Below are 22,760 nucleotides of genomic sequence, written 5' to 3' on the forward strand. Positions count from 1 at the left end.
CCGCCGAGACCGGGCCGGCCACGGTCGCGTCCGCCGCTCAGCCGGCCAGCACCTCGGCGGCCGCCCGCTCACCGGCGCGCACCGCGCCCTCCAGGTGCAACAACGACACCTCGTCCGCGCCGGTGGCCAGCAGCCCGCCGGCGAGCACCCGCCCCAGGTAGTCGGCGGTGTCGTCGTCCCCGGCGGTGGCACGCAGCCAGCCGCCCAGGACCGTCCGGTCCCACTGCCCGGCCTCCGGCGCCTGCCAGGGCGCGGCCGGGTCCAGCCGGGCGGCGTACTCGTCGAGCAGGCCGAGAACCCGGGCAGCCTGCGCCGGCGGCTCGGCTCGACGCTCGCCGGCCCAGAGCACAGTGGGCGCGCCGAACGCCGCCGACGCGAACGTGGTCAGCCCGTGCTCGGCGACCAGCGCGTACATCCGATCCTGCGTCGGGCCGATCCACTGCGCGCCCAGGTCGAGTTGGGTGACGTCGGGCAGCCAGCGGGTCAACACCCGACCGCCGACCCGGTCGCGGGCCTCCAGCAATCGCACCTGGGCGCCGGCACGGGTGAGTGCCAGCGCGGCGGCGAGCCCGGAGAAACCGGCGCCGACCACTACCACCCGCAAGGCGTCAGCCACGCCGGGGTCTACCCACAACCGTCGTCGCTATGACTGTCGGCTCCGGTCCCGGCACCGGCGGACGCGACCCCTGTCCTTCGTCCTTTGCTCTGCACCCACCGATGCGACACCTGGCCTGCGCCCCCGTCGCCTCCGCAGGTGCAGAGCAAAGGGCGCATCACCGCCGGGTTCGGGTCGGGCGCCGAGAATCTTCTGCCGACCTGTCGATTGGAACGGCGGCCGATCGTATGGAGGATGAGAGGTCGGCGAGCGGCCGGCCGCCCCGCGAGGAGGAACGATGACGCTGTACCTGCTCAGCCTTCACCAGCCCCAGGGCGAGCTGCCGCCGGACCCGGAGTTCCTGGCCGGGGTGATGCGCCAGCTCGCCGGTTTCCGCGACGAGTTGGCGTCCACCGGGTCGTGGGTGTTCGGGCAGGGCCTGCACGGCCCGGAGACCGCCACCGTGCTGCGCGCCCGCGAGGGCGGCGAGGTGCTGGTCACCGACGGACCGTTCGTGGAGGGCAAGGAGCACCTGGGCGGCATCACCATCATCGACGTGCCGGACCTGGACGCCGCGCTGGACTGGGGTCGCCGCTACGCGCTGGCGACCACCCTGCCGGTCGAGGTGCGCCCCTTCCAGGGCGGGGCCGGCGACTGACCGTGTCCGACGTGGAGGCGGTGTTCCGCGCGGAGTACGGCCGCGCGGTCGCCGTCCTGGTCCGCCTCCTCGGCGACATCGACCTCGCCGAGGAGGCCGTCCAGGAGGCCTTCGTCATCGCGGTGCGGCGGTGGCCGCGGAGCGGCCCACCACCCAGCCCGGCCGGTTGGATCATCACCACCGCCCGCAACCGGGCCATCGACCGGCGGCGTCGGGAGGCTTCCCGGGCGCACCGGCACGCCGAGGCGGCCCTGCTGTTCGCCGCCGACCCACCCGTCGAGGAGGGACCTGTGCGCGACGATCAGCTCCGGCTGATCTTCACCTGCTGCCATCCGGCGCTCGCCCCGAACGCTCGGGTCGCGCTCACCCTGCGACTGCTCGGCGGCCTGAGCACCGCCGAGATCGCCCGCGCCTTCCTCGTGCCGGAGCCGACCATGGCGCAGCGGCTGGTCCGCGCCAAGTCGAAGATCCGCAACGCGGGGATCCCGTACCGGGTGCCCCACGACGCCGACCTGCCCGACCGGCTGCACGGCGTCCTCGCGGTGCTCTACCTGATCTTCAACGAGGGGTACACGGCCAGCGCCGGCCCGGACCTGGTCCGCGGCGAGCTGTGCGCCGAGGCGATCCGGCTGGCCCGGTTGCTGGTCGCGCTGATGCCCGACGAGCCGGAGGCGATCGGCCTGCTCGCCCTGATGCTGCTCACCGAGTCCCGCCGTGGCGCGCGGACCACCGCCACCGGCGACCTGGTGCCGCTGCCCCGCCAGGACCGCGGCCGGTGGGACGCCGGGCTGATCGCCGAGGGGCAGGCGCTGGTCCGCCGCTGCCTGCGCCGCGACCGCCCCGGGCCGTACCAGATCCAGGCCGCGATCGCCGCCGTGCACAGCGCCGCGGGGCGCGCCGCCGACACCGACTGGGCGCAGATCCTTGCGCTGTACGACCAGCTGACGGCGATCGCCCCCAGCCCGGTGGTGGCGCTGAACCGGGCCGTCGCGCTCGCCGAGGTGGCCGGTGCGGCGGTGGCGCTGGCCGAGGTGGACCGCCTCGATCTTCTCGGCTTCCACGTCTACCACGTGGTCCGCGCCGACCTGCTGGCTCGCCTCGGCCGGGGCGGGGAGGCCGTCGAGGCGTACCGGACAGCCGTCGCCCTGAGGGACAACGCGGCGGAACGGGCCTTTCTCACCGCCCGCGCGACGGCCCTGGCGACGTCCTGACGGGGCGTTTGCCGCAGAGGTGGTCGGGAACCCCGACGCACCGGCCGGCCGCAGCAGGGTATGGGGAGGGGTCATGGCCTACCGTCCGACCGCCGTCGACACCGTGCCCGACCTGTCCATCCTCACGCTCGGCGTGGAGGAGGAGTACCTGCTGCTCGACCCGGACAGCGGCCGGAACCTGCCGGTCGCCGACCGGGTGCTCGCCGCGCTGAGCGGCACCGCCCGCGACCAGAGCCGCCAGGAGTTCCGGCACAGCATGGTGGAGATGGTCACCCCGGTCTGCGCCGACCTCACCGAGCTGCGCGCGCACCTGGTGGTGCTGCGCCGCTCCGCCGCCGAGGCCGCCACGGCCGCCGGGGCCCGACTGGTGGCGGTCGGCGCCACCCCGGTGGCCGAACCGCACCGGACCGTGCCCGACGAACCGCGCTACCACGCGATGTCCCGCCGGTACGGGCCGGTGGCGCACGACCCGGCGGTGTGCGGCTGCCACGTGCACGTCGGGCTGCCCGACCGGGAACTGGCCGTGCAGGTCTGCAACCACCTGCGGGTGTGGCTGCCGGTGGTGCAGGCGATCACCACCAACTCCCCGCTGCACGACGGGTACGACACCGGGCACGCCAGTTGGCGCTCCATGCAGTTGGAGCGGTGGCCCAGCATCGGCCCGACGCCGTACTTCGACTCCGCCGCCGACTACGACCGCACCGTCGACGAGCTGATCGCCGCCGGCATCATGCTCGACGCGGCGATGGTCTACTGGTACGCCCGGCCGTCGTCGGCGTACCCCACGGTGGAGGTGCGGGTCGGCGACGTCTGCACCGAGGTGGACGACGCGGTGCTGGTCGCCGCGCTGGTCCGGTCCCTGGTGGCCACCCTCGCCGACGACGTCCGCGCCGGGGTCGACGCCCCGAACGTCCGGGACTGCCTGGTCGCCGCGGCGCACTGGCGGGCCGCCCACGACGGCCTCGACGGCGAGCTGATCGACCTGCGGGCCGGCGGTACCCGCCCGGCCTGGGCGCTCGTCGACGAGCTGATGGCGGTGATCGCCCCGGCCCTGCTGCGCCACGGCGACCTGGGGTACGTGGTGGCGCAACTCGCCCGGCTCCGCCGGGACGGCACCGGCGCGACCCGGCAGCGGCAGGTGCTGGAGCGCGACGGGGACCTGCGCCTGGTCCTCGACGACCTGATCACCCGCACCGCCGCCAGCTGACCGCCCGCCGATGGCGGCGGACGACGTTCAGCTGATGTCGTGCGTCTGCAGCCACAGCTCCAGCAGACCGAGCTGCCACAGTTTGTTGCTCCCGGCCGCCGCCTGCGCCCGGTCCGGCTCGGCGAGCAGGTGCGCCACGTACTCCGGGCGGAACAGTGCCCGCTCGCGGGCGACCGGCGCCTGCAACGCCTCGGCGACCATCTCGCGCACCGGGCCGTCCACGTTGCGCAGCGCCGGCACCGGAAAGTAGCCCTTGGGCCGGTCGATCACCTCGGCGGGCAGCACCTCCCGGGCCACCTCCTTGAGCACGCCCTTGCCGCCCTGGGCGACCTTGTGCTCCGGTGGGCAGTGCGCGGCCAGGGTGACCAGATCCTGGTCGAGGAAGGGCGTACGCACCTCCAGGCCCCACGCCATGCTCATGCTGTCCACCCGCTTGACCGGGTCGTCGGGGAGCATCAGGTGGGTGTCCAGGCGCAGCACGGCGTCCAGCGCGGTCTGCGCCCCGGGCGCGCCGAGGTGGCCGGTGAGCAGGTCCCGGCTGGCGTCCTGCTCCAGCGCGTACGCCGGGCCGACGATGCGGCGCAGCTCGTCGTGGTCGCGGTCGAAGAACGCGGCGGCGAACGTCTCGGCGGCCCCGTGCCGGGGCGCGTCGACCAGTGGCTGGTGGTAGCCGTAGCCGGCGAACACCTCGTCGGCCCCCTGCCCCGACTGGGCCACCTTCACGTGTTGCGCGACCTGTTCGGAGAGCAGGTGGAAGGCGACCACGTCGTGGCTGCCCATCGGCTCGGTCATCGCCAGCACGGCCCGTCGGACGGCGGGCACCAGGTCGCCGTCGGCGAGTCGGATCCGGTGGTGGTCGGTGTCGAACGCGCGGGCCACCAGGTCCGAGTAGTGGAACTCGTCGCCGGACTCGCCGCCGTGGCTGTCGAAGCCGATGCTGAACGTGCGCAGGTGTCGCTGGCCGGCCTCGGCGAGCAGCGCCACGATGAGGCTGGAGTCCAGTCCGCCGGAGAGCAGGACCCCCACCGGCACGTCGGCGACCAGTCGTCGGCGTACCGCCGCGCGCAGCGCGTCGCCGATCGCGGTCCGCCAGTCGGCGGCGTCCATCCCCGCGTCGGCGGGTTCGCGCACGTAGTCGGGCCGCCAGTAGACCTCCTCGCGGCTGCGTCCGTCCGCCTCGATCACCCGCACCGTGGCCGGCGGCAGCTTGCGTACGCCGCGCAGCACGGTGCGTGGGGCGGGCACGATGGAGTGCCAGGAGAGGTAGTGGTGCAGCGCCACCGGGTCGATTGCGGTGTCCACGTCGCCGGCGGCCAGCAGCGCGGGCAGGGTGGAGGCGAACCGGAGCCGCCCCGGTGTCTCGGCGAGGTAGAGCGGCTTGATGCCGAGCCGGTCGCGGGCCAGGATCAGCCGCCGCCGGGCCCGGTCGACCAGCCCGATCGCGAACATGCCGACCAGGTGGTCGACGAAACGTTCACCCCAGTGTGCGTACGCCACCAGGATCACCTCGGTGTCGCTGGTGGAGTGAAAGGCGTACCCGGCGTTCTGCAACTCCTCGCGCAGCTGCGGGTAGTTGTAGATGCAGCCGTTGAAGACCAGCGCCAGGCCCAGATCGTCGCGGACCATCGGCTGCCCACCGGCGTCGGACAGGTCGATGATGGTCAGCCGGCGGTGCCCGAGGGTCACCCAGCCGGCGGCGAACAGGCCCTCGTCGTCCGGGCCGCGTGAGCGCATCGCCTCGGACATCCGGCTGACCGCCGCCGCGTCGGGAGAGCGGCCGTCGAACCGTGCCTCCCCGCTGATCCCGCACATCAGGCGTTGCGGTGCTGGTCCAGGGCAGACATGGCCCCTCCTGTCAGGTCTCCCCGACTGGTGGTGGCGGGGCCCGGTGGGAACGGGCCGCTGGCTACCCGCGCATCGGGCCGACAAACCCGCAGGTGATCCCGCGCGGGCGGCTCAGTCGAGCAGAGTGCGCAGGATGCGGGCCAGCTCGTCTCGGTCGGTGTCGTCGAGGTGGCCGAAGAAGCGGTCCGCCTCGGCCCGGCGGGCGGCCCGGATGGCGGTGCTGACCCGGTCGCCCTCCTCGGTGAGCGCGACCAGGGTCGCCCGCCGGTCGGCCGGGTCGGGCCGACGCTCGACCAGGCCGCGGGTCTGCAGGTCGTCGACGACCTCGGTCGCCGAGCGCGGCGCGATGCGCAGATGCTCGGCGAGGGTGCCGGGTCGCACCTCGCCGTGCCGGGTCAGCACGCGCAGCGCCCGGGACTGGCTGGGGGTGATGTCCCAGGGTGCCAGCGAGTCCCGGGCCTGCCGGCGCAGCCGGGACGCCACCGCCCAGAACGTCTCCGCCAGGCTCTCGTCGTCGGCGCTGTCGGCGGTGTGCTCGGTCACCGGAATACGGTAGCAGGAGATGTGGTTGCTACCTCATGATGAGGTAACCTCAGCAATATCGCCGACGAAAGGCAGCACCCCCTTGGAACCCACCCCGATGGGCCGCGACCGCGGCCACCGCACCGTCAGCGCCGAAGAGAAGACGCAGGCCAGTCAGGTCTCCCTGCGCCGCATCGGTCGCCTGTTCACCCCCCACCGGCCCGCCCTGGCCGCCGTCACCGCGATCATCGTGGCCTCCTCGATCATCGCGATGGCCAGCCCGTTCCTGCTGCGTGCCGTGATCGACCGGGCCCTGCCGCAGGGCGACGTGACACTGCTGGTCTGGCTGGTCCTCGGCATGGTCGCCGTCGCGGCGGTGACCTCCGCGCTCGGCGTCGTACAGACCTGGATCTCCACCCAGGTCGGCCAGCGGGTCATGCACCGGCTGCGCACCGACGTCTTCAGCCACCTTCAGCGCCAGTCGCTGGGCTTCTTCACCCGCACCCGCACCGGCGAGGTGCAGTCCCGCATCACCAACGACATCGGCGGCATGCAGTCGGTGGTCACCTCCACCTCCACCGCCGTCGCGGCCAACCTCACCACGGTGGTCGCCACCGCCGTCGCCATGGTCGCGCTCTCCTGGCAGCTCTCCCTGGTCTCGCTCGTGGTGCTGCCGCCGGCCATCTGGCTGACCCGTCGGGTCGCCCGGATGCGTCGCGAGATCACCGCCCAGCGGCAACGCGAACTCGCCGACCTCAACGTCACCGTCGAGGAGGGCCTGTCGATCAGCGGCGTACAGCTCGCCAAGACCCTCGGCACCGGCCCCGCGCTGATCGACCGGTTCACCGCCTCCTCGGAGCGACTGGTCGACCTGGAGCTGCGCAGTGAGCTGGCCGGCCGCTGGCGGATGGCCTCGATGAGCATCATCTTCGCCGCCGTACCGGCGGTCATCTACCTCGCCGCCGGACTGCCCGGCACCGCCGGGACGCTGAGCATCGGCACCCTGGTCGCCTTCACGGCCCTGCAGGGCGGCCTGTTCCGCCCGCTGATGGGCCTGCTCAACGTAGGCGTCTCGCTCACCGCGTCGCTGGCGCTGTTCGCCCGGATCTTCGAATACCTGGACCTGCCGGTCGACGTGGCCGACCCCGCCGACCCGGTCCGCCTCGACCCCGCCCGGGTGCGCGGTCACCTGCGCCTGGAAGACGTCACCTTCGGCTACCCGGGCAGCGACACCGCCGCCCTCGCCGGGATCACCCTGGACGTGCCCGCCGGCACCAGCCTCGCCCTGGTCGGCGAGACCGGCTCCGGCAAGAGCACCCTCGCCGGGCTGGTCAGCCGGCTGCACGACCCGACCGCCGGCCGGATCACCGTCGACGGCATCGACCTACGCGACCTGCGCCTGGCCGATCTGGCCGCGATCGTCGGCGTGGTCAGCCAGGAGACGTACCTGCTGCACACCACAGTGCGGGAGAACCTGCGCTACGCCCGGCCGGACGCCACCGACGCCGAAATCGAGGACGCCGCCCGCGCCGCCCAGATCCACGACCTGATCGCCGGGTTGCCCGACGGGTACGACACCATGGTCGGCTCGCGCGGGCACCGGTTCTCCGGCGGCGAGAAGCAGCGCCTGGCCATCGCCCGTACGCTGCTGCGTGACCCGCGCATCCTGGTCCTCGACGAGGCCACCAGCGCGCTGGACACCGAGACCGAACGCGCCGTGCAGCGGGCGTTCGACGTGCTCGCCCAGGGCCGCACCACGATCACCATCGCGCACCGGCTCTCCACGATCCGCGACGCCGACCAGATCGCGGTGCTCGACCACGGCCGGATCGTCGAGGCCGGCACCCACGACAGCCTGCTGGACCGCAACGGCCGCTACGCCACCCTGGCGGCCTGACACCTGCCGGCCAGGCCCCGGCTCACAACAATCTCAAAACGTTCTTAGAACTGTCTCGTTATGGCGCGGTCAGGTGCCGGTAGACGGTGGCCCGCGAGACACCCAGCGCGGTGGCGATGGCGTCCACCGAATGGGTGCCCGCCTCGTGCATCCGCCGGGCCGCCTCGACCTGCTCCCGACCCAGCGCCGGAGGTCGTCCCGGCCGCCGCCGACGGGCAGCCGTCCCGCCGCCCGGCGCCGCGTCCGGCCGGCTCGCGGGGGCCAGAGCCGCGGCCGCCGGGTCCGCAGGGCGCACGGCCACGCCCGCCGCGTCGGCGTCCGGCGGATAAGCGGCGTCCGCGGCCGCTGTGGTCAGCAGGCGGCGTACGCCGTCGAGCATGTCGGCGCGCAGCACCTCGTCAGACACGTCGGTGAAGAAGACGATCGGATCGCTGCAGGCTGCCACCGCCTGCACCGCCCGGACCCGCTCCCGACGCCCGGCGTCCGGCCCCGCGATGAGGTCGTTGGCCCGCATCGCGATCACCATCAGCCGGTGGTACGTGTCGCCCCGGCCGACCAGCGCGATGTCGTGGAAGAGCATGCCGAGTGGCCGGCGGTGGGCGAGCATGACGTCCACCCAGCCCTCCAGCACCGTCCACCGGGCCTGGTCGGTCGGCTGTCCCTGGGCGGCGTCGAGCAGCCTCTCCAGGTCGGCCAGCAGCGGCTCGATCAGGGCGGCGAGCAGATGCTCCTTGGCCGGGAAGTGGTACAGGATCGCGGTCTTAGTCAGCCGCAGCCGCTCGCCGATCTGACGCAGCGAGGTGCGCTGGTAGCCGTGTTCGGCGAACAGGTCGAGCGCGGCGCGCAGGATCCGGGTGCGGGTGTCGTCCGCGGGATCGGCGGTCATGCCGGCCAGCCTAGCGACGTCCTGACCGGTGGGCACGATCACCGTTGATTCCACTGACCAACGGTCAGTACAGTGAGGGTGGTCGACGAAGCAGCCAACAGCAGGAGGGGCCATGCCCGTCATCTCCATCGGCAACCTGGTCAAGACGTTCGGCGCCATCCGGGCGCTCGACGGGCTGGACCTGCACGTCGAGCGGGGGGAGGTGCACGGCTTCCTCGGCCCCAACGGCTCGGGAAAGTCCACCACCATCCGCATCCTGCTCGGGCTGCTCCGCCGCGACTCCGGCGACGCCCAGGTGCTCGGCGCCGACCCGTGGCGCGACGCGGTCCGCCTGCACCGCCGGCTGGCGTACGTGCCGGGAGACGTCAACCTCTGGCCCAACCTCACCGGCGGGGAAGCCATCGACCTGCTCGGTCAGCTGCGCGGTGGCCTCGACCGGCGCCGCCGCGACGAGTTGCTGCACCGCTTCGACCTGGACCCGACCCGCCGCTGCCGCACCTACTCCAAGGGCAACCGGCAGAAGGTCGCCATCGTCGCCGCCTTCTCCTCCCCGGTGGAGCTGTACGTGCTCGACGAACCGACCTCCGGTCTCGACCCCCTGATGGAGGCGGTGTTCCAGGACGAGGTCCGGCGGGTCAAGCAGGCCGGCGCCACCGTGCTGCTCTCCAGTCACGTGCTCGCCGAGGTCGAGGCGCTCTGCAACCGGGTCAGCATCATCCGCGAGGGCCGCACCGTCGAATCCGGCACCCTCACCGAGCTGCGCCACCTCACCCGCACGGCGGTGACCGTCGAGACCGCCCGCCCGGTCACCGGCCTGGACGTGCTCCCCGGCGTGCACGACGTGCACGAGGTCGACGGCCGCACCCACCTGGAAGTGGAGCCCGCCCACCTCGACGAACTGCTCGGGCACCTCATCGGCTTCGGCGTCCACGCGCTGACCAGCACGCCACCCACCCTGGAACAGCTCTTCCTGCGCCACTACGGCGATGCCCCCGCCGCGGCTGCGGCGTCGGCCGATGGTCCCGCCGACCGTGCCGGGTCGGCTGGTGCTCCTGGCACGGGTGCTGGGCCGGCCCACGGTCCTGCCGCGGGTGCTGCTCCGGCCGGCGAGGGCTCGCACGCCGACACGCAGGCCGACGTACCGCAGGCGGGTGCCCGGTGAGCGCCCTCACCGGCACGACCCGGCTGGCCCGGCTCGTCCTGCGTCGCGACCGGATCCGCCTGGCCATCTGGATCCTCGGCACGCCCCTGCTCGGCTACGCCCTCGCCGGCAGCGTCGCCGGCATCTACCCGGACCAGGACGCCCGGCTGGGCTACGCCACCACGTCGGCGTCCAGCCTGGTTGCCCGCGCCTTCAACGGCCCCATCCACGGCACCGACCTCGGTGCGGTGGTGGTCGCCGAGACGTACGTGACGCTGGCCCTGATCGTCGCGCTGCTGAGCACCTTCGCGGTGACCCGGCACACCCGCCAGAACGAGGAGACCGGCCGCGCCGAACTGCTCGGCGCCAACGTGGTCGGCCGGTACGCGCCGCTGACCGCCGCGCTGCTCGTCATCGTCGCCGCTAACGCACTGGCCGCCGCGCTGCTCGCGGTCGCGCTGGTCGGTGCCGGTCTGCCGCTCGCCGGTTCCGTCGCGGCAGCGGCAGCGATCGGCGGCGTCGGGGTCGCCTTCACCGCGATCGCGGCCGTCACCGCCCAACTCTCCGTCACCGCGCGCGGCGCCAACGCGCTCGCCGCCGCCACCGTCGGGCTCTCCTTCGTGCTGCGCGCCGCCGGCGACGTGCTCGGCGAGCAGAGCGCCGACGGCACCCGGGTCCGCAGCGCCTGGCCGTCGTGGATCTCCCCGCTCGGCTGGGGCAACCAGGTCCGCGCCTTCGACGGCGAACGCTGGTGGGTGCTCGCCCTGCCCGTCGCGCTGCTGCTCGCCGGGGTGGCGCTGGCGTACGCCCTCGCCGAGCGACGCGACCAGGGCGCCGGGCTGATCGCCCCCCGACGCGGCCCGGCGACCGGCGCGCCACTGCTGCTCAGCCCCACCGGGCTGGCCTGGCGGACGCAACGCGGCACACTACTCGGCTGGGCCGTCGGGGTGGCCGCGCTCGGCCTGCCCATGGGTGTCGCCGCCGACGAGTTCAACGACATGATCGACGCGAACCCGGCCGCCGCCGAAGCGATAAACGCGATGGGCGGCGGGGACGACCTGATCAAGGCGTACCTGACCGCGATGCTCGGCCTCTTCGCGCTGACCATCGGCGCGTACGTCGTGCAGGCCCTGCTCCGGGTCCGCGGCGACGAGGCCGACGGGGTGTTGGAGGCCGCCCTCGCGACGGCGGTCAGCCGCACCCGCTGGCTCGGCACCCAGGTGCTCGCCGCGACGCTCGGCGCGGTGGCCCTGCTGCTGCTCGCCGGCGTGACCACCGGCCTCGGCTACGGCATCGTCATCGGCGACCCGCTCGGGCAGGCCGTCGAGCTGGGCGGCGCCGCGCTGCTGCGCCTGCCCGCCCTGCTCGTGGTCGCCGGGGTGGTGACCGCGCTCTTCGGGCTGCTGCCCCGCTGGTCGGTGGTGCTGTCCTGGATGGCGCTGCTGGTCTTCCTGCTCCTCGGGCAGCTCGGCGCGGTGCTGGAGCTGCCGCAGGCCGCGCTCAACGTCTCGCCGTACACCCATGTGCCGGCCGTGCCCGCCGTCCACCCGGCGGCGCTTCCCCTGGTGGTGCTGGCGGCGGTGGCCGCGGCCCTGCTCGCCGTCGGCGTGGTGGCCTTCCGCCACCGCGACGTCCCGTCCTGAGCCGGCGTTTCGTGATCGTTGGCAGCTGAGCGACTCGACACGCCGACGCCAGCCCTCCTCAACTGCCACCGATCACCTGACGTAGCCCACCGGGGCCGTGGTGGGGCGTTCTGCACAGGGTGGCGGCTGTCCACAGAGGGCCTGCTGGTGTGTTTGCGGAGGGCTGGGTGGGGCTTCACGGTTCTGTGCGTGAACCTGGTGCTTCGGGAACTCGTCGAACGTGGCGCGGGTCTGGTGACGTTCGGGGCGGCCGGGCAGGTGGTGCCGTCGTGGACGGTTCGGCAGGCTTGTCGCAACGGCGAACTGGTACGGGTGCTGCCCGAGGTGTTCGTGGCGGCGCACCTCGTCGGTGGGCGACCCGGTGCCCCGGTCCTGAGTCGACTCGACAGTGCCCTGAGTCTGCGGGCTGCTCTCGCCTGGGCTGGCGGAAACGGCGCGCCCAGTTATCTCAGTGCGCTCGCCGTGTGGGGGCTGCACCCGCAGGCGGTCGGTGACCTCGTGCACCTGAGCGCACCAGCGAGCAGCGGTCTGCGCGGTCGGCCTGGAGTGATCGTCCACCGACGCCGGAGCCTGACCATCGAGCCGCCGGAGGTGGTGGTCCGGCGAGGGCTGAGGGTCACCCGCCTCGAACAGTCGCTCGTCGACTCCTGGCCGACGTTGCCGCCCGCCGACCGGCGGACGCCGGTGATCCGAGCGGTCAACGACCGGCTGACCACACCCGAGCGGTTGTCGGCAGCACTGGAGCGGGTGCCCAAGCTGATCGATCGGGCGGCGTTCCGGCATCTGCTGACGAGGCTTGCCGACGGCTGCCGCAGCCCGTTGGAAATCTGGGGGCACGAGCACGTCTTCACCGGTCCCGGAATGCCGGCGTTTCACCGGCAGGTGCCGGTCCGTGTCGGGCGGCGCACCGTGTACCTCGACATGTTCGCCGAGCGGGAACGGGTCAACATCGAACTCGACGGGGCGACCACCCACGGCAACCCACGCCAGCAGGAGCTCGACCTGCGCCGCGACGCCCTCCTGGCGGCCATCGGGATCCTGGTGGTCCGCTTCGCCCACCGCCGCCTCGTGCACGAGGTCGACGAGGTGCGCCGGGAAACCCTCGCCATCCTGACGACCCGCCGGACCTGACGGGGTCCTCTGCGGGCGGGGTGTCCTGGCGGGCCGAGCCTGCTGGCGCTCACCCCACCATCGAGCGCGCCGACGCCGTCAGTGGTGCAGCGACAGCGGTTGTGTCGCACGCGGCCGCCACACTGGGGCTTCCTCGACCGGAGAGGTGCCTCGTGCCGTACGTCAGGTCACACACCAGGAAGGGCGGCGCGCGAGTTCGGGCGCACTACCGACGGCGGCGCGCCGGCAGTGTTCGGCGCAGGTCGACGGTCCGCCGCGTGGCCGGTGGCGGCGGCTCGGCCAACGGCTGGCTGCTGGCGCTGGGTGCCGTCGTCGCCTTCGTGCTCCTGCGCGCGGTCGTCGACGTCGTGCGCCGCCATCCATACTGGACCGCGCTGCTGGTGAGCGTCGTCGTCGCGACGGCGGTCGCGGTGGTTGTCATGGTGTCGAAGCAGCGGGCCCGCGAGCGGGCCGACCAGGCCCAACGGGACCGGCTGATAGCGGTGACCGACACGATGAGCGGCCCCGAATTCGAGCAGTGGTTCGCCCGGCTCCTGATCGCCTCCGGGTTCCGCGACGTGCGGGTGTGCGGCGGCTCCGCTGACCGGGGAGCCGACGTCACCGCGGCAGCCCCCGACGGCCGACGCGTCGTGGTGCAGTGCAAGCGGCAGAGCGTCACCAACCGGGTGGGCAGCGCCGCGATCCAGCGGTTCGCCGGCACCTGCCGGGTGATCCACGGTGGCGAGATCTGCCTACTCGTGACGAACAGTTTCTTCACCGCCGGCGACGGCATCCAGATGGCCCGACAGCTCAACATCGACCCCGTCGACCGGCACGCGTTGCAGATGTGGGCCTGGACGGGGATTCCCCCGCTGCGGTCCGGTACTGAAAGATCGAGGACAGCGAATTGACAGGGCGGGAATTACTGTCTCGACATGGCACCGTCCATTCCCAGAAGTGTCAGTGCGAAAGACGTTGCCGACCCACTGCGCGGCCGTAGCGGCGGAGGGTCGACGCTGCCCTCGGTGCCGAAGGACCTGGCCAGCCGGCAGATGTGCTGCGCCATGCATCTGCGTCCGCCGCTGGCGGCACAGGTGTTGCTGCTGTACAGCCTCGACAACCCGAAGGCATGGTGTCCCTCTTTCGGGGTGGACGCGGTCGCGCTGGTGCGCCACGCCCAGGCCGCCGACGCCCATTGGCGGAGGCTGTACGACGCGGTCGCGATGACGCGTTACGCGCTACTCGGTCTGGTCGGGCTGGGCATCCTGCTCCTCTGGCGTGACGGGCCGGTGACGGCGCTGCTCACGCTGCCGCTCATCGCGGTGGCGTGCGGGGTCGGCTGGCGCACCACCTTCCTCAGCCTCCAGGAGACCCGCGCGGCGGCGATCGGCGCCATGGCGGAGGAGGAGGCGCTGGCCGCCCAGGCGCCAGAGGTCGAGTCCGAGCTGGAGGACGAGCTCGCCGCCCTGCAGGACGCCAACATGATCGTCTTCGAGGTTGCCGCGGACAACCCGTTCGTCGGCAGCGGCACCGAGATCGGCCGCTGGGCCCTGCCACCCATCGACGTCACCCGCGGTCGAGAAAAGAATCAAGACGGCACGCGACCACCCGCGACCTTCTCCATCCGCGACCTGCACGACGATCTGATCCGGCTCGCCCGGTCACGGCTCGGGCTCAGCGACATCGAGGTCACCAAGCGGATCTACGTGCGGGGGGACGTGCTGCCGGATTGTGAAGGCTTGTTCCACCCCGACGAGGTACGCCCGCCGTCCCGACTGGAGACCTCCTGGGTTGATCTGGGCAGCGACGCGCCGGGGGAGCAGGCCAGGACGTACGTGTGTCTGGCGAAGAGCCTCGTCGGTGGCCAGATCGTCGTCACCCTCTTCGCCCGCTACACCCTCGACCAGGGCATTCTGTCCTGCGAGTTCGCCGCCTTCGTGCTGCCGCCCGTCCGTCGCGACTCCGCGCCCGCCACCGGCTTCTACGGCCTGTTCGGGGAGGATCTGAGCCCGCTTCACGGGCGCTCGACCACCTCGGCCCTCGCCCTCGCGGCGTGGCGCACCTACCTTGCCCAGCTGTTCCTGCGCTCGGACCGGGGCATCGACCTGGCCGAGGCGCACGAGGAGCGGACGCAGCAGCACTACGAGGCGCTCCAGGAGGGGCGACGCTACGACTACGGGGCGCCGTTCAGCGCCAGGGAACTCGCGGCCAGCACGAGCATCGAGAGCTATTTCGAAGTCGCCGATGTGCGCGACTGTCTGTTGCGGATGCAGCGCGGAGTGATCGACTGTCTGGTCGCGTTCCTGACGGACAAGGGCATCGACACGTCCGAGATAGCCGCCGGAAAGCAGCGGATCATCAACAACATCACCAACATCGGAGAGGTGTCCGGCCGGGGCAACATCTTCGGAAGCCACGGACGCGTGACGAATGTCGATCGCGACGACCAGACGGACTGATCGGTTGGTGTCCCGCAGACCCGGTCAGCGGGCGATCCGGAAGGACGAGTCAGTGAGTCAGTTCAACTTCAGCGGCGACATCAACGGTGAGGCGAACGTCTTCGGTGACCACGCGCAGGTGCACAACCGGAGCAACGATTTCAGTCGAGGCTCGGACCTTTCCGGGCTCGTCGCTGCCCTGGTCGACGAGATCGCGAAGCACCGGACGGAGGTTCGTGAGGCCGAACGGCTGACCCAGTTGGCGAGCACGGCTGCGGCGTACGCCGCCGAGCCCCGCCCCAACGTGGAGGGCATCCGCGGCCTGCTACCGGCCCTGCTCGCAGGTGCCGGAACGGCGACCGCCGTCGCCGACGCCGTGCTGCGCGTCTCCCAGGCCGTCAACAGCCTGTAGCGGATGTGAACGTTGCCCTGGCGGCCTCAACCGGCGAGCACGAGGGAGGCGCGCCCCAGTCGGCAGGGTGAGGTGGCGGTTCGGCTGGACCGGATGATCGACCGCTCGGCAGCTCGGGTTGGCCGGTGTCGGTGAGCCGCACGGGGGTCAGTTGGCACCTGCAGACCGGTGTGGACCGCTGTCTCCCAGGTGGCCGACACGTTGCAGCTGCGCCAGATCGTGAACGACGATCTGCCGGTAACCGGTCCGGATGACTCCCGCGTGCCGCAGTTCGCGGAGGGCCTTCTCGACCGTAGGCTCCGCAGCACCGCAGAGTGACGCCAACTCCGGCTGAGTCAGCGCCACACCGACGGTGCGTCCGTCGCTGATGGGCTCACCGTGCGCCGTCGAGAGCTCGGCCAGAACGCGTGCCAGGCGGATCTTTGCCGGGTAGGCGGTGAAGTCGATTCGGCGGCGGTTCGCCCACCGGAAGCGCGCCGCGGTGGTCCTCGCCAGGGCAAGCGCCGCCTCCGGCTGGTCGTGTAGAAATGGATACCACTCTCGCTTGTAGATGACGGTGACCAATCCCGCACCGCACGTCGTGACCGTCGCCGTCCGTGGGGTGTCATTGAGCGCGGAGATTTCGCCGACCAGGTCACCGGAGACCCGGATCGCCAAGAGCGTTTGACGGCCATCTGCCGTGTTGACGGTTACCTTTGTTACGGCTTCCCTGAGCAGTACCAAGTGGTTACCGGTGGTTCCCTCCCGCAAGATGTGGTCCCCGGCTTTAACCGAGACGGTTGTTCCCAACGTGAGGAGGCTGGCTCTTGTCTTCGGGCTGAGACACGCGAGCAGCGTGCCAGGAGGCCAGCGAAGGCTAGTCGGCGGCTGCTCGTAGTCGCGTCGCACCTCAGCACCCCGTTCGTCGGCGGGCAACCCTGCTCATGTCGGATGAGGCACGGGCAGTCAACGGATGCAAGTATTTCTGATTGCGGATCCTGGGAGAAGGCCCGCACTGCCTCTTTCAATCGCTCATCAGGGCAATGGCCAGCCAAACTGCGGCGGCGCAACTCGCCACCACGCTCCATGGCACAGCCGCCTGCACCCGCCGGTGCTTCCGGAGTGCGATGTTCGCGAGAACTGTTGCCAGAGACCATGCTTCGATGGCCTCCCGACCCGCGTCGAGGCGTGGCGGCTCGATGCGGGCGGTCGGCTGCGCTGGGAACCCGAACCTGTTGGGCGAGCGGGGGCCGGACGTCTGTGGTCGGAAGCCGATGGCGAGGTGTCGCGCCGCGATCAGGAGAGTGATCACGAAGAGCGAGCCAACCCCGGAGACGACGATGGACAGGACGGGGGAATCCATGAGGTGGAAGACCGCGGGCGCCTTGCTGACAATGAGCGCCACCACCGAGCCGTGGAAGGCGAACAGCCGAGAGATCTTGGCATCGGCGTGTCGGATGGCATCCTGGTGTAGTCGGGTCGCGGCGAGTGCCCGATCTACCTCCATGGCGGACCGGCGGTGTTTCACATGGCGCGATGAGGTGGTCATGCATCCAGTGAAGGCAACGGGGTGCCGTCGACGTCCGTAGGAATATGGGATCTCGCGTATCCGACACATGCTCAGCTACTTCCTGACAACCCGTACTTCGACGGGTTTCCCACGGCTGGCCATCGCTATAAGTGACATGACCAGGAGCGCCGAGCGTGCGGAGGCAAAATGGCAACGCTGCAGCCAGACCGCAGATTGATCATGTTCGTCGACATGGAGAGTTACAGCCGGCACGACGACGCCGGCCAGATCAACGCCCAGATGAACTTCCGCCCGCTCATGCGAAGGGCGGCCGAGCAGTGCGGCCTGGACCGGGACGGCTGGGAGATCCAATCATCCGGGGATGGGGAACTCGCGCTCTTTCCCCTCGGGACGCCCGAGCCTCGGCTTGTTGCCGACCTCGTACCCGCCATCGACCGGATCCTCCGCGACCACAATCGCGATGCCGGCGCGCATGCGCAGGTGCGGATGCGGGTCGCGTTCCATCAGGGACTTGTGACGAGGACCGAGAACGGTTACGCCGGATCAGCAGTGGTGACTGCGGCTCGCCTGGTGGAGGCGCCCGCGCTGAAGGAGGCGTTAGCCTCGTTCCCCGAGGCGGCGGTAGCGATGATTGTGTCTTCAACGATCTATCAGGACGTGGTGAGCCAGTCGTACAGCGGGATACGGAAGGAGCGTTACGGTCGGGTCAGCGTTCGCGTCAAGTCGTTCGGCGATGAGGCCTGGATCTTCATTCCCGATGAGAACGTCAACGCGGCGCCAATCGCATCTGTCGACGCCTCGACACCAGCCCCTCGGCCTGACCTGGGCGAAACCGAGCGAGCCGGGGCCGAGCCGACGAGTGGCAGCCGATTCGCCTTCGGCTCGGTAGTCAACCACGGTCCGAGCGTCTTCGGTGACCATGGCCGAGCGTGGGGCACGGGGGATGCACAAGCTCATCGGCAGGGGCGACAGTGAGCCCGGAGTCCGCAACAGGGGCGGTGCAGGCGGGTGCGCCGGCGGTCGAGCCAGCCGCCGATTCGGCTGCGCCGGCTGCGCCGCAGAGCCCAGATTCAGCGGAGTCGCGAGCTGTTCCAGAGCAGGGTACGCAGCGCGAGGCGAACTCGGATGACAGAGGCCATCGCGATTCGGAAGGCCCGACAGATGTATCCGACGAGCGGAATGATGATCGCGACTCGCCCGACGATTTCATTCGCGCCAATCCCACCCTTCGCTCCTTCACGTCACGCAGGGGCAGTGGGTTCCGGATCGAGGACTTGAGCAACGCTGGTCCCAGTGCGTTCGGCGATCGGGCGACGGTCATCGGAAATCTGAATCTAGGGCAGGGCAACTCGAAGCCGAGGTTCTTCGCCGACCGAATCAGCGACCTGACCGCGAGGCGTCACACCTTCGTGCGCCCAGCCCACTTCGGTGAGTTGCAGGATCGGTTGCGTCGTTACCCAGTAGTGGGACTTGCTGGACCAGTGGGCAGCGGTCGTTCGACGGTCGCCTGCGTCGCTCTCGCAGAGCATATTGGATCCGACGAGGTCATGGAGATCGTGATGCCTCCCGGATTGGACGACGTCCGATTGATCCGTGAGCAGCCCGATTTTCTGGAGAAGGGTGTTGGTTACATCATCAAGGTTGGCGGTCGGCAGGTCCGGAGCGCCGTCCGATCTATCGAGGCGGCGTTTCACGAGAACGAATGTAGCGGGGTCATAATTCGTGACACGGAGGAGTCCGAGGCGTCCCTCCATCGGGCGGAGGTGTTCCACCACTCATCAGTCTCGCGCGTAGAGGTCTTCCGTCAGCATCTCTTGTATTACCTCAGAGAGAAATGCGTTGGCAACTGCATCGATTGTGATCGCAGTTGCGGGAGAGCGTACACGGTCCAGATGATCACACCAGAGGTGAGCAGGTTAATTGATCTGCTGACGAGACCGGGTGAGTGCGTCCTGCACGCGGAAACGATCGCGCGTGAACTCCCGGCAGACGCTCATGGTTTCGTTGCGCTGCTGCCATCTGAGAACAAGCGGTACCGCGATAAGGCGCGGCAGATCCTCTTGCTGCCCGACGACAAAGAACCGGTTTTTCAGAACAGACCCGCACAACATAGACGAGCGCTGCGGATCGCCTACGCTGTGTTCGCTGGACAATCCATGGCGCGGGTTTCAGAGGGTGCTGGTCTGCTGCTCGGAAAACTCGATCGACTCTTCAATGAGCCGGCCATCGGCCGACCCGCCCTGCTCAACGACATGCCGGCCCTGCTGGGTCAGGAACTCGGAGCTGACTGGCACGACAGAGCCATGGAGGGAGAGTCTCCGCATACGAAGGCGAGAGTGGCCCATATAAAGCCCGAGATGGTGAGGGCGATCCTCGACGTTGCCTGGAACGATTTCGACAACACCCGTCCGGCCCTCATCGAATGGATCGACGAACTCGCCGCCCATCCCGCCCCAGGGTTCAGCAACTGCGCCGCCGTCGCCGCCGCGATCTTTGCCACTCATGACTTTGAGCAGGTCTACGAGGAGGTGATTCGGCGATGGGCGAGGGATCGAAGGCGCGGGAGGCGGAAGGCAGCCGCAGCCGCCATGGCTTCCGCCGCAAACCTCGACGGTGCGGTGCCGGTTGGCTTGACGGTGAGCTCTCAGGTCAGGGCAGACGTGGGTAAGAAGCTCGAATGGCTCGCCCACTCCAGGTCGGCGTTCGAACGAGACACCGCAGCGATGGTGTGGGGGATGGGCTACACGCCACGGCACCCCTTCCAGACCGCACGCGCCCTCACTGCCGTGGCAGCAAATGCCAACGCGTCGTCCATCTGGACCGTCACGGACGCGATCGATAATCTGTCTCGAAAGTATGGCAGCGCATGGACGATCAACGTCCTTTCCTGGTGGCTCGAAAGCGACGGCGTGACTCTCCGCGCTGGTGCCACCCTCGCCTTCCTGAACTGGCTGGAGGAGCCACTCACCGAGCGAGTTGATCAGCTCGTGGCTCTCCTGGAGGCCCAGCCATCCATGGTCGATCGGGTGGCCACGCTGTGGCGAGTCGTACTCCTCGATCCCGGATGCTCCGTCGCCGCGTGGCGGCGCCTCGCGGCTTGGTTACGCAGTGGCGCCAGCGACGCACGACTCAGGGAGCCGGTCCGAGCGCTCGCGATGAGGCTTGCCGCTGAACCCGCGATCCGCTCCCGGCTGAACTACTGGCTCTCCAAGGCCCCAACGACATCCACTTCCCTCGCCTGATCCAGGAGCCACTGTGACCGCCGATAACCAGATTCCTCCCAAATCTGAACCTCCCCAGGGCGCCGGCCCCGTTCGCCGCCTGCTGACCCATTTTCGAGCGGCGTTCAGCTATTGGGACCGACCGCCGGCACCCGACCTCACCCAACGCCGCCGCCACCCCAGGCCGGTCATCGTGCCAGCTCGGGGTCATGTTTTCTCGTTCGAAATACACGTGGCTCTTACCTGGTACTCGGAAGGTTTGAGGGAGGATCAGCTCGGCGCGTGGTCGCTGCAGTTCGCGGACCTCGCCCGTCGCGACGTCGAACACAAGGCGGCGGACCTCGCTCGACATTTCCATCCTCACCAGGCAGGCGCCCTGGAGATTCAGCTCAACCGTGAGCTTTCTCGCGGTCGTCGGCGTTACGAGCGTCAGGGTGTCGTATTGCACTGCAAGCCAGAGGTGCGGGTGAAGCTCGACGAGGACGTGAAGGCAGAACTCCGGCACGTCCACCTGCAGCGGCTCCGGGAAGAGAGCGAACACGAGCTGCGGATTCGGCGGATCCAACTGACCGACCAGCTGACTCAACGCTGGGTCGCTCTGATCGATCGCCTACGCCTGAGCCCACTGGCGCCCGCCGCCCTCCGCCTCACCGACCAGGAGCTTGCCAACGTCCTCGACCAATTCGTCCTCAAGGAGGAACGGTCAAACGTCGAGCGTCTGGCGGCCCTACTGGAGGAAGCCCTGCGCCGTAGCGGCCGAGTCGGGCAGCCCTTGGAAGAGCACGAGGCCGCAGAGATCATCAAGCTTCTCGACGACATCCTCCGGGACGAGGCGACCGCGACTCCTGAGGCTTCCGAGATGAACGGAAACGGTCGGCACGCAGCACCGCCAGCGGGTAGGCCGTGATAGAAGGTCGGACGGGAATGCCCCGAAGCCGACGTTGGAGACCGCGCTCAGCGCGGGCAGCGTTCGACCCTCCGCGCAGGGCCGTTTTCCCGACAGCGTCCGCAGCCCCAACGGCGTACCGTCCGGGTCCGAACAGGGAGGAGCCGGATGAGTTTCCTACGGCAGGCAGAGCGGTCCCCGGACACCGAGCGGATGTTCGACACCGACACGAAGGCGATGGGCTACCTGCCCAACTACACCAGGTTGTTCGCCCACAATCCGGCGGCGTATCTGGCATGGCAGCAGCTCAACGGTGCGGTGAAGGACGGGATGGAGTTGCGCCGCTATGAGTTGGTGACCCTTGCCGCGGCCCGGGCCCTGAAATCCTCCTACTGCGGTCTGGCACATGGAAAGGTCCTGCGCGACAAGTTCTTCGACGCGGCGACTGTCGCCGCCATCGCGTCGGATCACGGCAGCGCCGGCCTCTCCGCGCAGGAGGTCGCCGTCGTCAACTTCGCCGGCAAGGTCGCGGCCGATGCGAACTCCGTCACTGAGGCCGACGTTGAGGACCTGCGCGCTCACGGTCTCGATGACACGGACATCTTCCGCGTGATCCTCACCGTTGGCGCCAGATGCTTCTTCAGCACCGTCCTCAGTGCTGCCGGGGTCGAGCCCGATCCGCAGTACCAGGAGAGCCTGGACGCGGATCTGCGGCAGGCGCTGAGCTTCGGCGGGTAGGCCCAGCGAGACGCTCCCTGCCCGGAGTTGACGCAGCGGGTACCGGAGCGCGGCGGAGGCCGGCGAGTTGGACGAAGACTTCGCGTCTGGCTGTCGCGTTACCTCGGCGGGTTGAGGACGTAGCCGGTCAACCAGACCCAACCCTCGTACGTCGACTGGTCGCAGACCGAGACGACGCGGAAGGTCAGCGCGCGATCCCCGGCGAACTGCACCGATGCTCGGCCGTCGATGATGAGCAGGTCGCCGGGGCAGGGGTGCGTGGTCACCAGTGGCCGGAGTTGCGGCCCTGCTCCTGGGCCGGCGGGCACTCCCGCGCGTGCATGGTCTGCCAGTCGCGCAGCGCCCGCTTGATCCGGTCGTTCTCCTGGCTGAGCAGCCGTACCGTCTCGTTGAGCATGGCCAGCTCGTCGGCCAGCCGGGCCTGGAACTCGCGTACCTCATCGGGGTCGACGCCGCGCCGACACGTGGCGAACTCGCGGGTCCGCACCTCGTGCGGCGTCAACCGGCCTGGGTAGTCGGCGGGGTAGGGCTGGCCACCTCGATACACCTGAGCCACGGCAGTCCTCTCTGAGGGCAGGCGGGAGCGCGGAAGGTCCGTGCGGTGGGTCGGGAAGGGCGGGCCGTCCGCTCGAGGGCCGCGGGCGACCCGCCCGCTCCGCCGCCGCAGCCCCATTCGGCGGTACGACAGCAGAGCAGTCCGGTGGGTCGGGACGGGCACACGCACCCGCCCCGACCAGGGGATGAGCCGAACTCGTTGCCACGCGAGGAGCAGCTCTTGCATAACCATATATGCCTAAGTTGTCGGTCGCAACGCATAGTTGTCTCGCCGGTGCGTGTCGT

At 70.3% G+C, this 22,760-nt stretch carries 21 protein-coding genes and 1 pseudogene; 14 read left to right on the forward strand and 8 right to left on the reverse strand.

The window, feature by feature from the left end; genetic code table 11:
- Positions 1-37: 37 nt before the first annotated feature.
- Positions 38-616, reverse strand: coding sequence for an FAD-dependent oxidoreductase (locus IF22_RS32730; RefSeq protein WP_245233467.1), 579 nt, complete (start codon positions 614-616; stop codon positions 38-40).
- 277 nt (positions 617-893) lie between these two features.
- Here IF22_RS32730 and IF22_RS0100360 point away from each other — a divergent pair, with 277 nt between their 5' ends.
- From IF22_RS0100360 to IF22_RS0100370, 3 genes are all read left to right on the forward strand, one after another.
- Positions 894-1,253 carry a YciI family protein gene (locus tag IF22_RS0100360; RefSeq protein ID WP_030327441.1) on the forward strand — a complete coding sequence of 120 codons (360 nt, stop codon included), beginning with the start codon at positions 894-896 and terminating at the stop codon, positions 1,251-1,253.
- Positions 1,254-1,255: 2 nt separating this feature from the next.
- A complete protein-coding gene (locus IF22_RS0100365; protein ID WP_030327442.1) occupies positions 1,256-2,464 on the forward strand; it encodes an RNA polymerase sigma factor in 1,209 nt (402 codons plus the stop codon).
- Positions 2,465-2,537: 73 nt separating this feature from the next.
- Positions 2,538-3,671 carry a carboxylate-amine ligase gene (locus IF22_RS0100370; protein ID WP_030327444.1) on the forward strand — a complete coding sequence of 378 codons (1,134 nt, stop codon included), beginning with the start codon at positions 2,538-2,540 and terminating at the stop codon, positions 3,669-3,671.
- Positions 3,672-3,698: 27 nt separating this feature from the next.
- Here IF22_RS0100370 and IF22_RS0100375 read toward each other — a convergent pair whose 3' ends face one another.
- Both IF22_RS0100375 and IF22_RS0100380 read right to left on the reverse strand, forming a co-directional pair.
- Entirely contained in the window at positions 3,699-5,483 is a 1,785-nt protein-coding gene (locus IF22_RS0100375; RefSeq protein ID WP_030327445.1) for an N-acetylglutaminylglutamine amidotransferase, read from the reverse strand.
- Between the two features lie 144 nt (positions 5,484-5,627).
- Complete coding sequence (locus IF22_RS0100380) at positions 5,628-6,059, reverse strand: MarR family winged helix-turn-helix transcriptional regulator (protein WP_030327447.1); 432 nt, start codon at positions 6,057-6,059, stop codon at positions 5,628-5,630.
- Between the two features lie 97 nt (positions 6,060-6,156).
- On the opposite strand from IF22_RS0100380, the gene IF22_RS0100385 reads away from it, so the two are divergent.
- On the forward strand, positions 6,157-7,935 hold the full coding sequence (locus IF22_RS0100385; protein ID WP_209444454.1) for an ABC transporter ATP-binding protein: 1,779 nt from the start codon (positions 6,157-6,159) through the stop codon (positions 7,933-7,935).
- A 58-nt stretch (positions 7,936-7,993) separates the two neighbouring features.
- On the opposite strand, the gene IF22_RS0100390 is transcribed toward IF22_RS0100385, so the two are convergent.
- Positions 7,994-8,821 carry a TetR family transcriptional regulator gene (locus IF22_RS0100390; protein ID WP_030327450.1) on the reverse strand — a complete coding sequence of 276 codons (828 nt, stop codon included), beginning with the start codon at positions 8,819-8,821 and terminating at the stop codon, positions 7,994-7,996.
- A 112-nt stretch (positions 8,822-8,933) separates the two neighbouring features.
- On the opposite strand from IF22_RS0100390, the pseudogene IF22_RS0100395 reads away from it, so the two are divergent.
- From IF22_RS0100395 to IF22_RS0100420, 6 genes and pseudogenes are all read left to right on the forward strand, one after another.
- Positions 8,934-9,857 (forward strand): annotated as a pseudogene (locus IF22_RS0100395) (ABC transporter ATP-binding protein); the annotation flags it as partial.
- A gap of 122 nt (positions 9,858-9,979) precedes the next feature.
- Complete coding sequence (locus tag IF22_RS0100400; RefSeq protein ID WP_030327453.1) at positions 9,980-11,605, forward strand: ABC transporter permease; 1,626 nt, start codon at positions 9,980-9,982, stop codon at positions 11,603-11,605.
- A 189-nt stretch (positions 11,606-11,794) separates the two neighbouring features.
- Positions 11,795-12,736, forward strand: coding sequence for an endonuclease domain-containing protein (locus IF22_RS0100405; RefSeq protein ID WP_051708068.1), 942 nt, complete (start codon positions 11,795-11,797; stop codon positions 12,734-12,736).
- A 257-nt stretch (positions 12,737-12,993) separates the two neighbouring features.
- Positions 12,994-13,626 (forward strand): restriction endonuclease, encoded by a 633-nt coding sequence (locus IF22_RS0100410; protein WP_051708069.1) that lies wholly within the window; start codon positions 12,994-12,996, stop codon positions 13,624-13,626.
- A 114-nt stretch (positions 13,627-13,740) separates the two neighbouring features.
- Positions 13,741-15,174 carry a hypothetical protein gene (locus IF22_RS0100415; RefSeq protein WP_030327457.1) on the forward strand — a complete coding sequence of 478 codons (1,434 nt, stop codon included), beginning with the start codon at positions 13,741-13,743 and terminating at the stop codon, positions 15,172-15,174.
- A 52-nt stretch (positions 15,175-15,226) separates the two neighbouring features.
- Positions 15,227-15,565 (forward strand): hypothetical protein, encoded by a 339-nt coding sequence (locus IF22_RS0100420; protein ID WP_030327458.1) that lies wholly within the window; start codon positions 15,227-15,229, stop codon positions 15,563-15,565.
- Between the two features lie 147 nt (positions 15,566-15,712).
- Here IF22_RS0100420 and IF22_RS0100425 read toward each other — a convergent pair whose 3' ends face one another.
- Together IF22_RS0100425 and IF22_RS0100430 are read right to left on the reverse strand one after the other, a co-directional pair.
- Positions 15,713-16,354, reverse strand: coding sequence for a Crp/Fnr family transcriptional regulator (locus IF22_RS0100425; protein ID WP_245233468.1), 642 nt, complete (start codon positions 16,352-16,354; stop codon positions 15,713-15,715).
- A gap of 214 nt (positions 16,355-16,568) precedes the next feature.
- On the reverse strand, positions 16,569-17,093 hold the full coding sequence (locus IF22_RS0100430; RefSeq protein WP_156057201.1) for a Pycsar system effector family protein: 525 nt from the start codon (positions 17,091-17,093) through the stop codon (positions 16,569-16,571).
- Between the two features lie 168 nt (positions 17,094-17,261).
- Between IF22_RS0100430 and IF22_RS0100435 the strand changes: the two genes are divergently transcribed.
- From IF22_RS0100435 to IF22_RS0100450, 4 genes are all read left to right on the forward strand, one after another.
- Positions 17,262-18,050, forward strand: coding sequence for a nucleotidyl cyclase domain-containing protein (locus IF22_RS0100435; RefSeq protein WP_051708071.1), 789 nt, complete (start codon positions 17,262-17,264; stop codon positions 18,048-18,050).
- A gap of 572 nt (positions 18,051-18,622) precedes the next feature.
- The gene (locus IF22_RS0100440; protein ID WP_030327464.1) at positions 18,623-20,317 is read left to right on the forward strand and encodes a hypothetical protein; all 1,695 of its coding nucleotides are present in this window, start codon (positions 18,623-18,625) and stop codon (positions 20,315-20,317) included.
- A gap of 13 nt (positions 20,318-20,330) precedes the next feature.
- The gene (locus tag IF22_RS0100445; protein ID WP_156057203.1) at positions 20,331-21,203 is read left to right on the forward strand and encodes a hypothetical protein; all 873 of its coding nucleotides are present in this window, start codon (positions 20,331-20,333) and stop codon (positions 21,201-21,203) included.
- Positions 21,204-21,395: 192 nt separating this feature from the next.
- The gene (locus IF22_RS0100450; RefSeq protein WP_081883647.1) at positions 21,396-21,920 is read left to right on the forward strand and encodes a carboxymuconolactone decarboxylase family protein; all 525 of its coding nucleotides are present in this window, start codon (positions 21,396-21,398) and stop codon (positions 21,918-21,920) included.
- A 98-nt stretch (positions 21,921-22,018) separates the two neighbouring features.
- On the opposite strand, the gene IF22_RS32735 is transcribed toward IF22_RS0100450, so the two are convergent.
- Both IF22_RS32735 and IF22_RS0100460 read right to left on the reverse strand, forming a co-directional pair.
- Complete coding sequence (locus IF22_RS32735) at positions 22,019-22,186, reverse strand: hypothetical protein (RefSeq protein WP_245233469.1); 168 nt, start codon at positions 22,184-22,186, stop codon at positions 22,019-22,021.
- Positions 22,183-22,476, reverse strand: a complete 294-nt coding sequence (locus IF22_RS0100460; RefSeq protein WP_245233470.1) for a DivIVA domain-containing protein — start codon at positions 22,474-22,476, stop codon at positions 22,183-22,185. The genes IF22_RS32735 and IF22_RS0100460 overlap by 4 nt, the downstream gene beginning before the upstream one ends.
- Positions 22,477-22,760 lie beyond the last annotated feature (284 nt).

Origin of the sequence: Micromonospora parva, assembly GCF_000718515.1 — a bacterium.
Taxonomy (GTDB): domain Bacteria; phylum Actinomycetota; class Actinomycetes; order Mycobacteriales; family Micromonosporaceae; genus Micromonospora; species Micromonospora parva.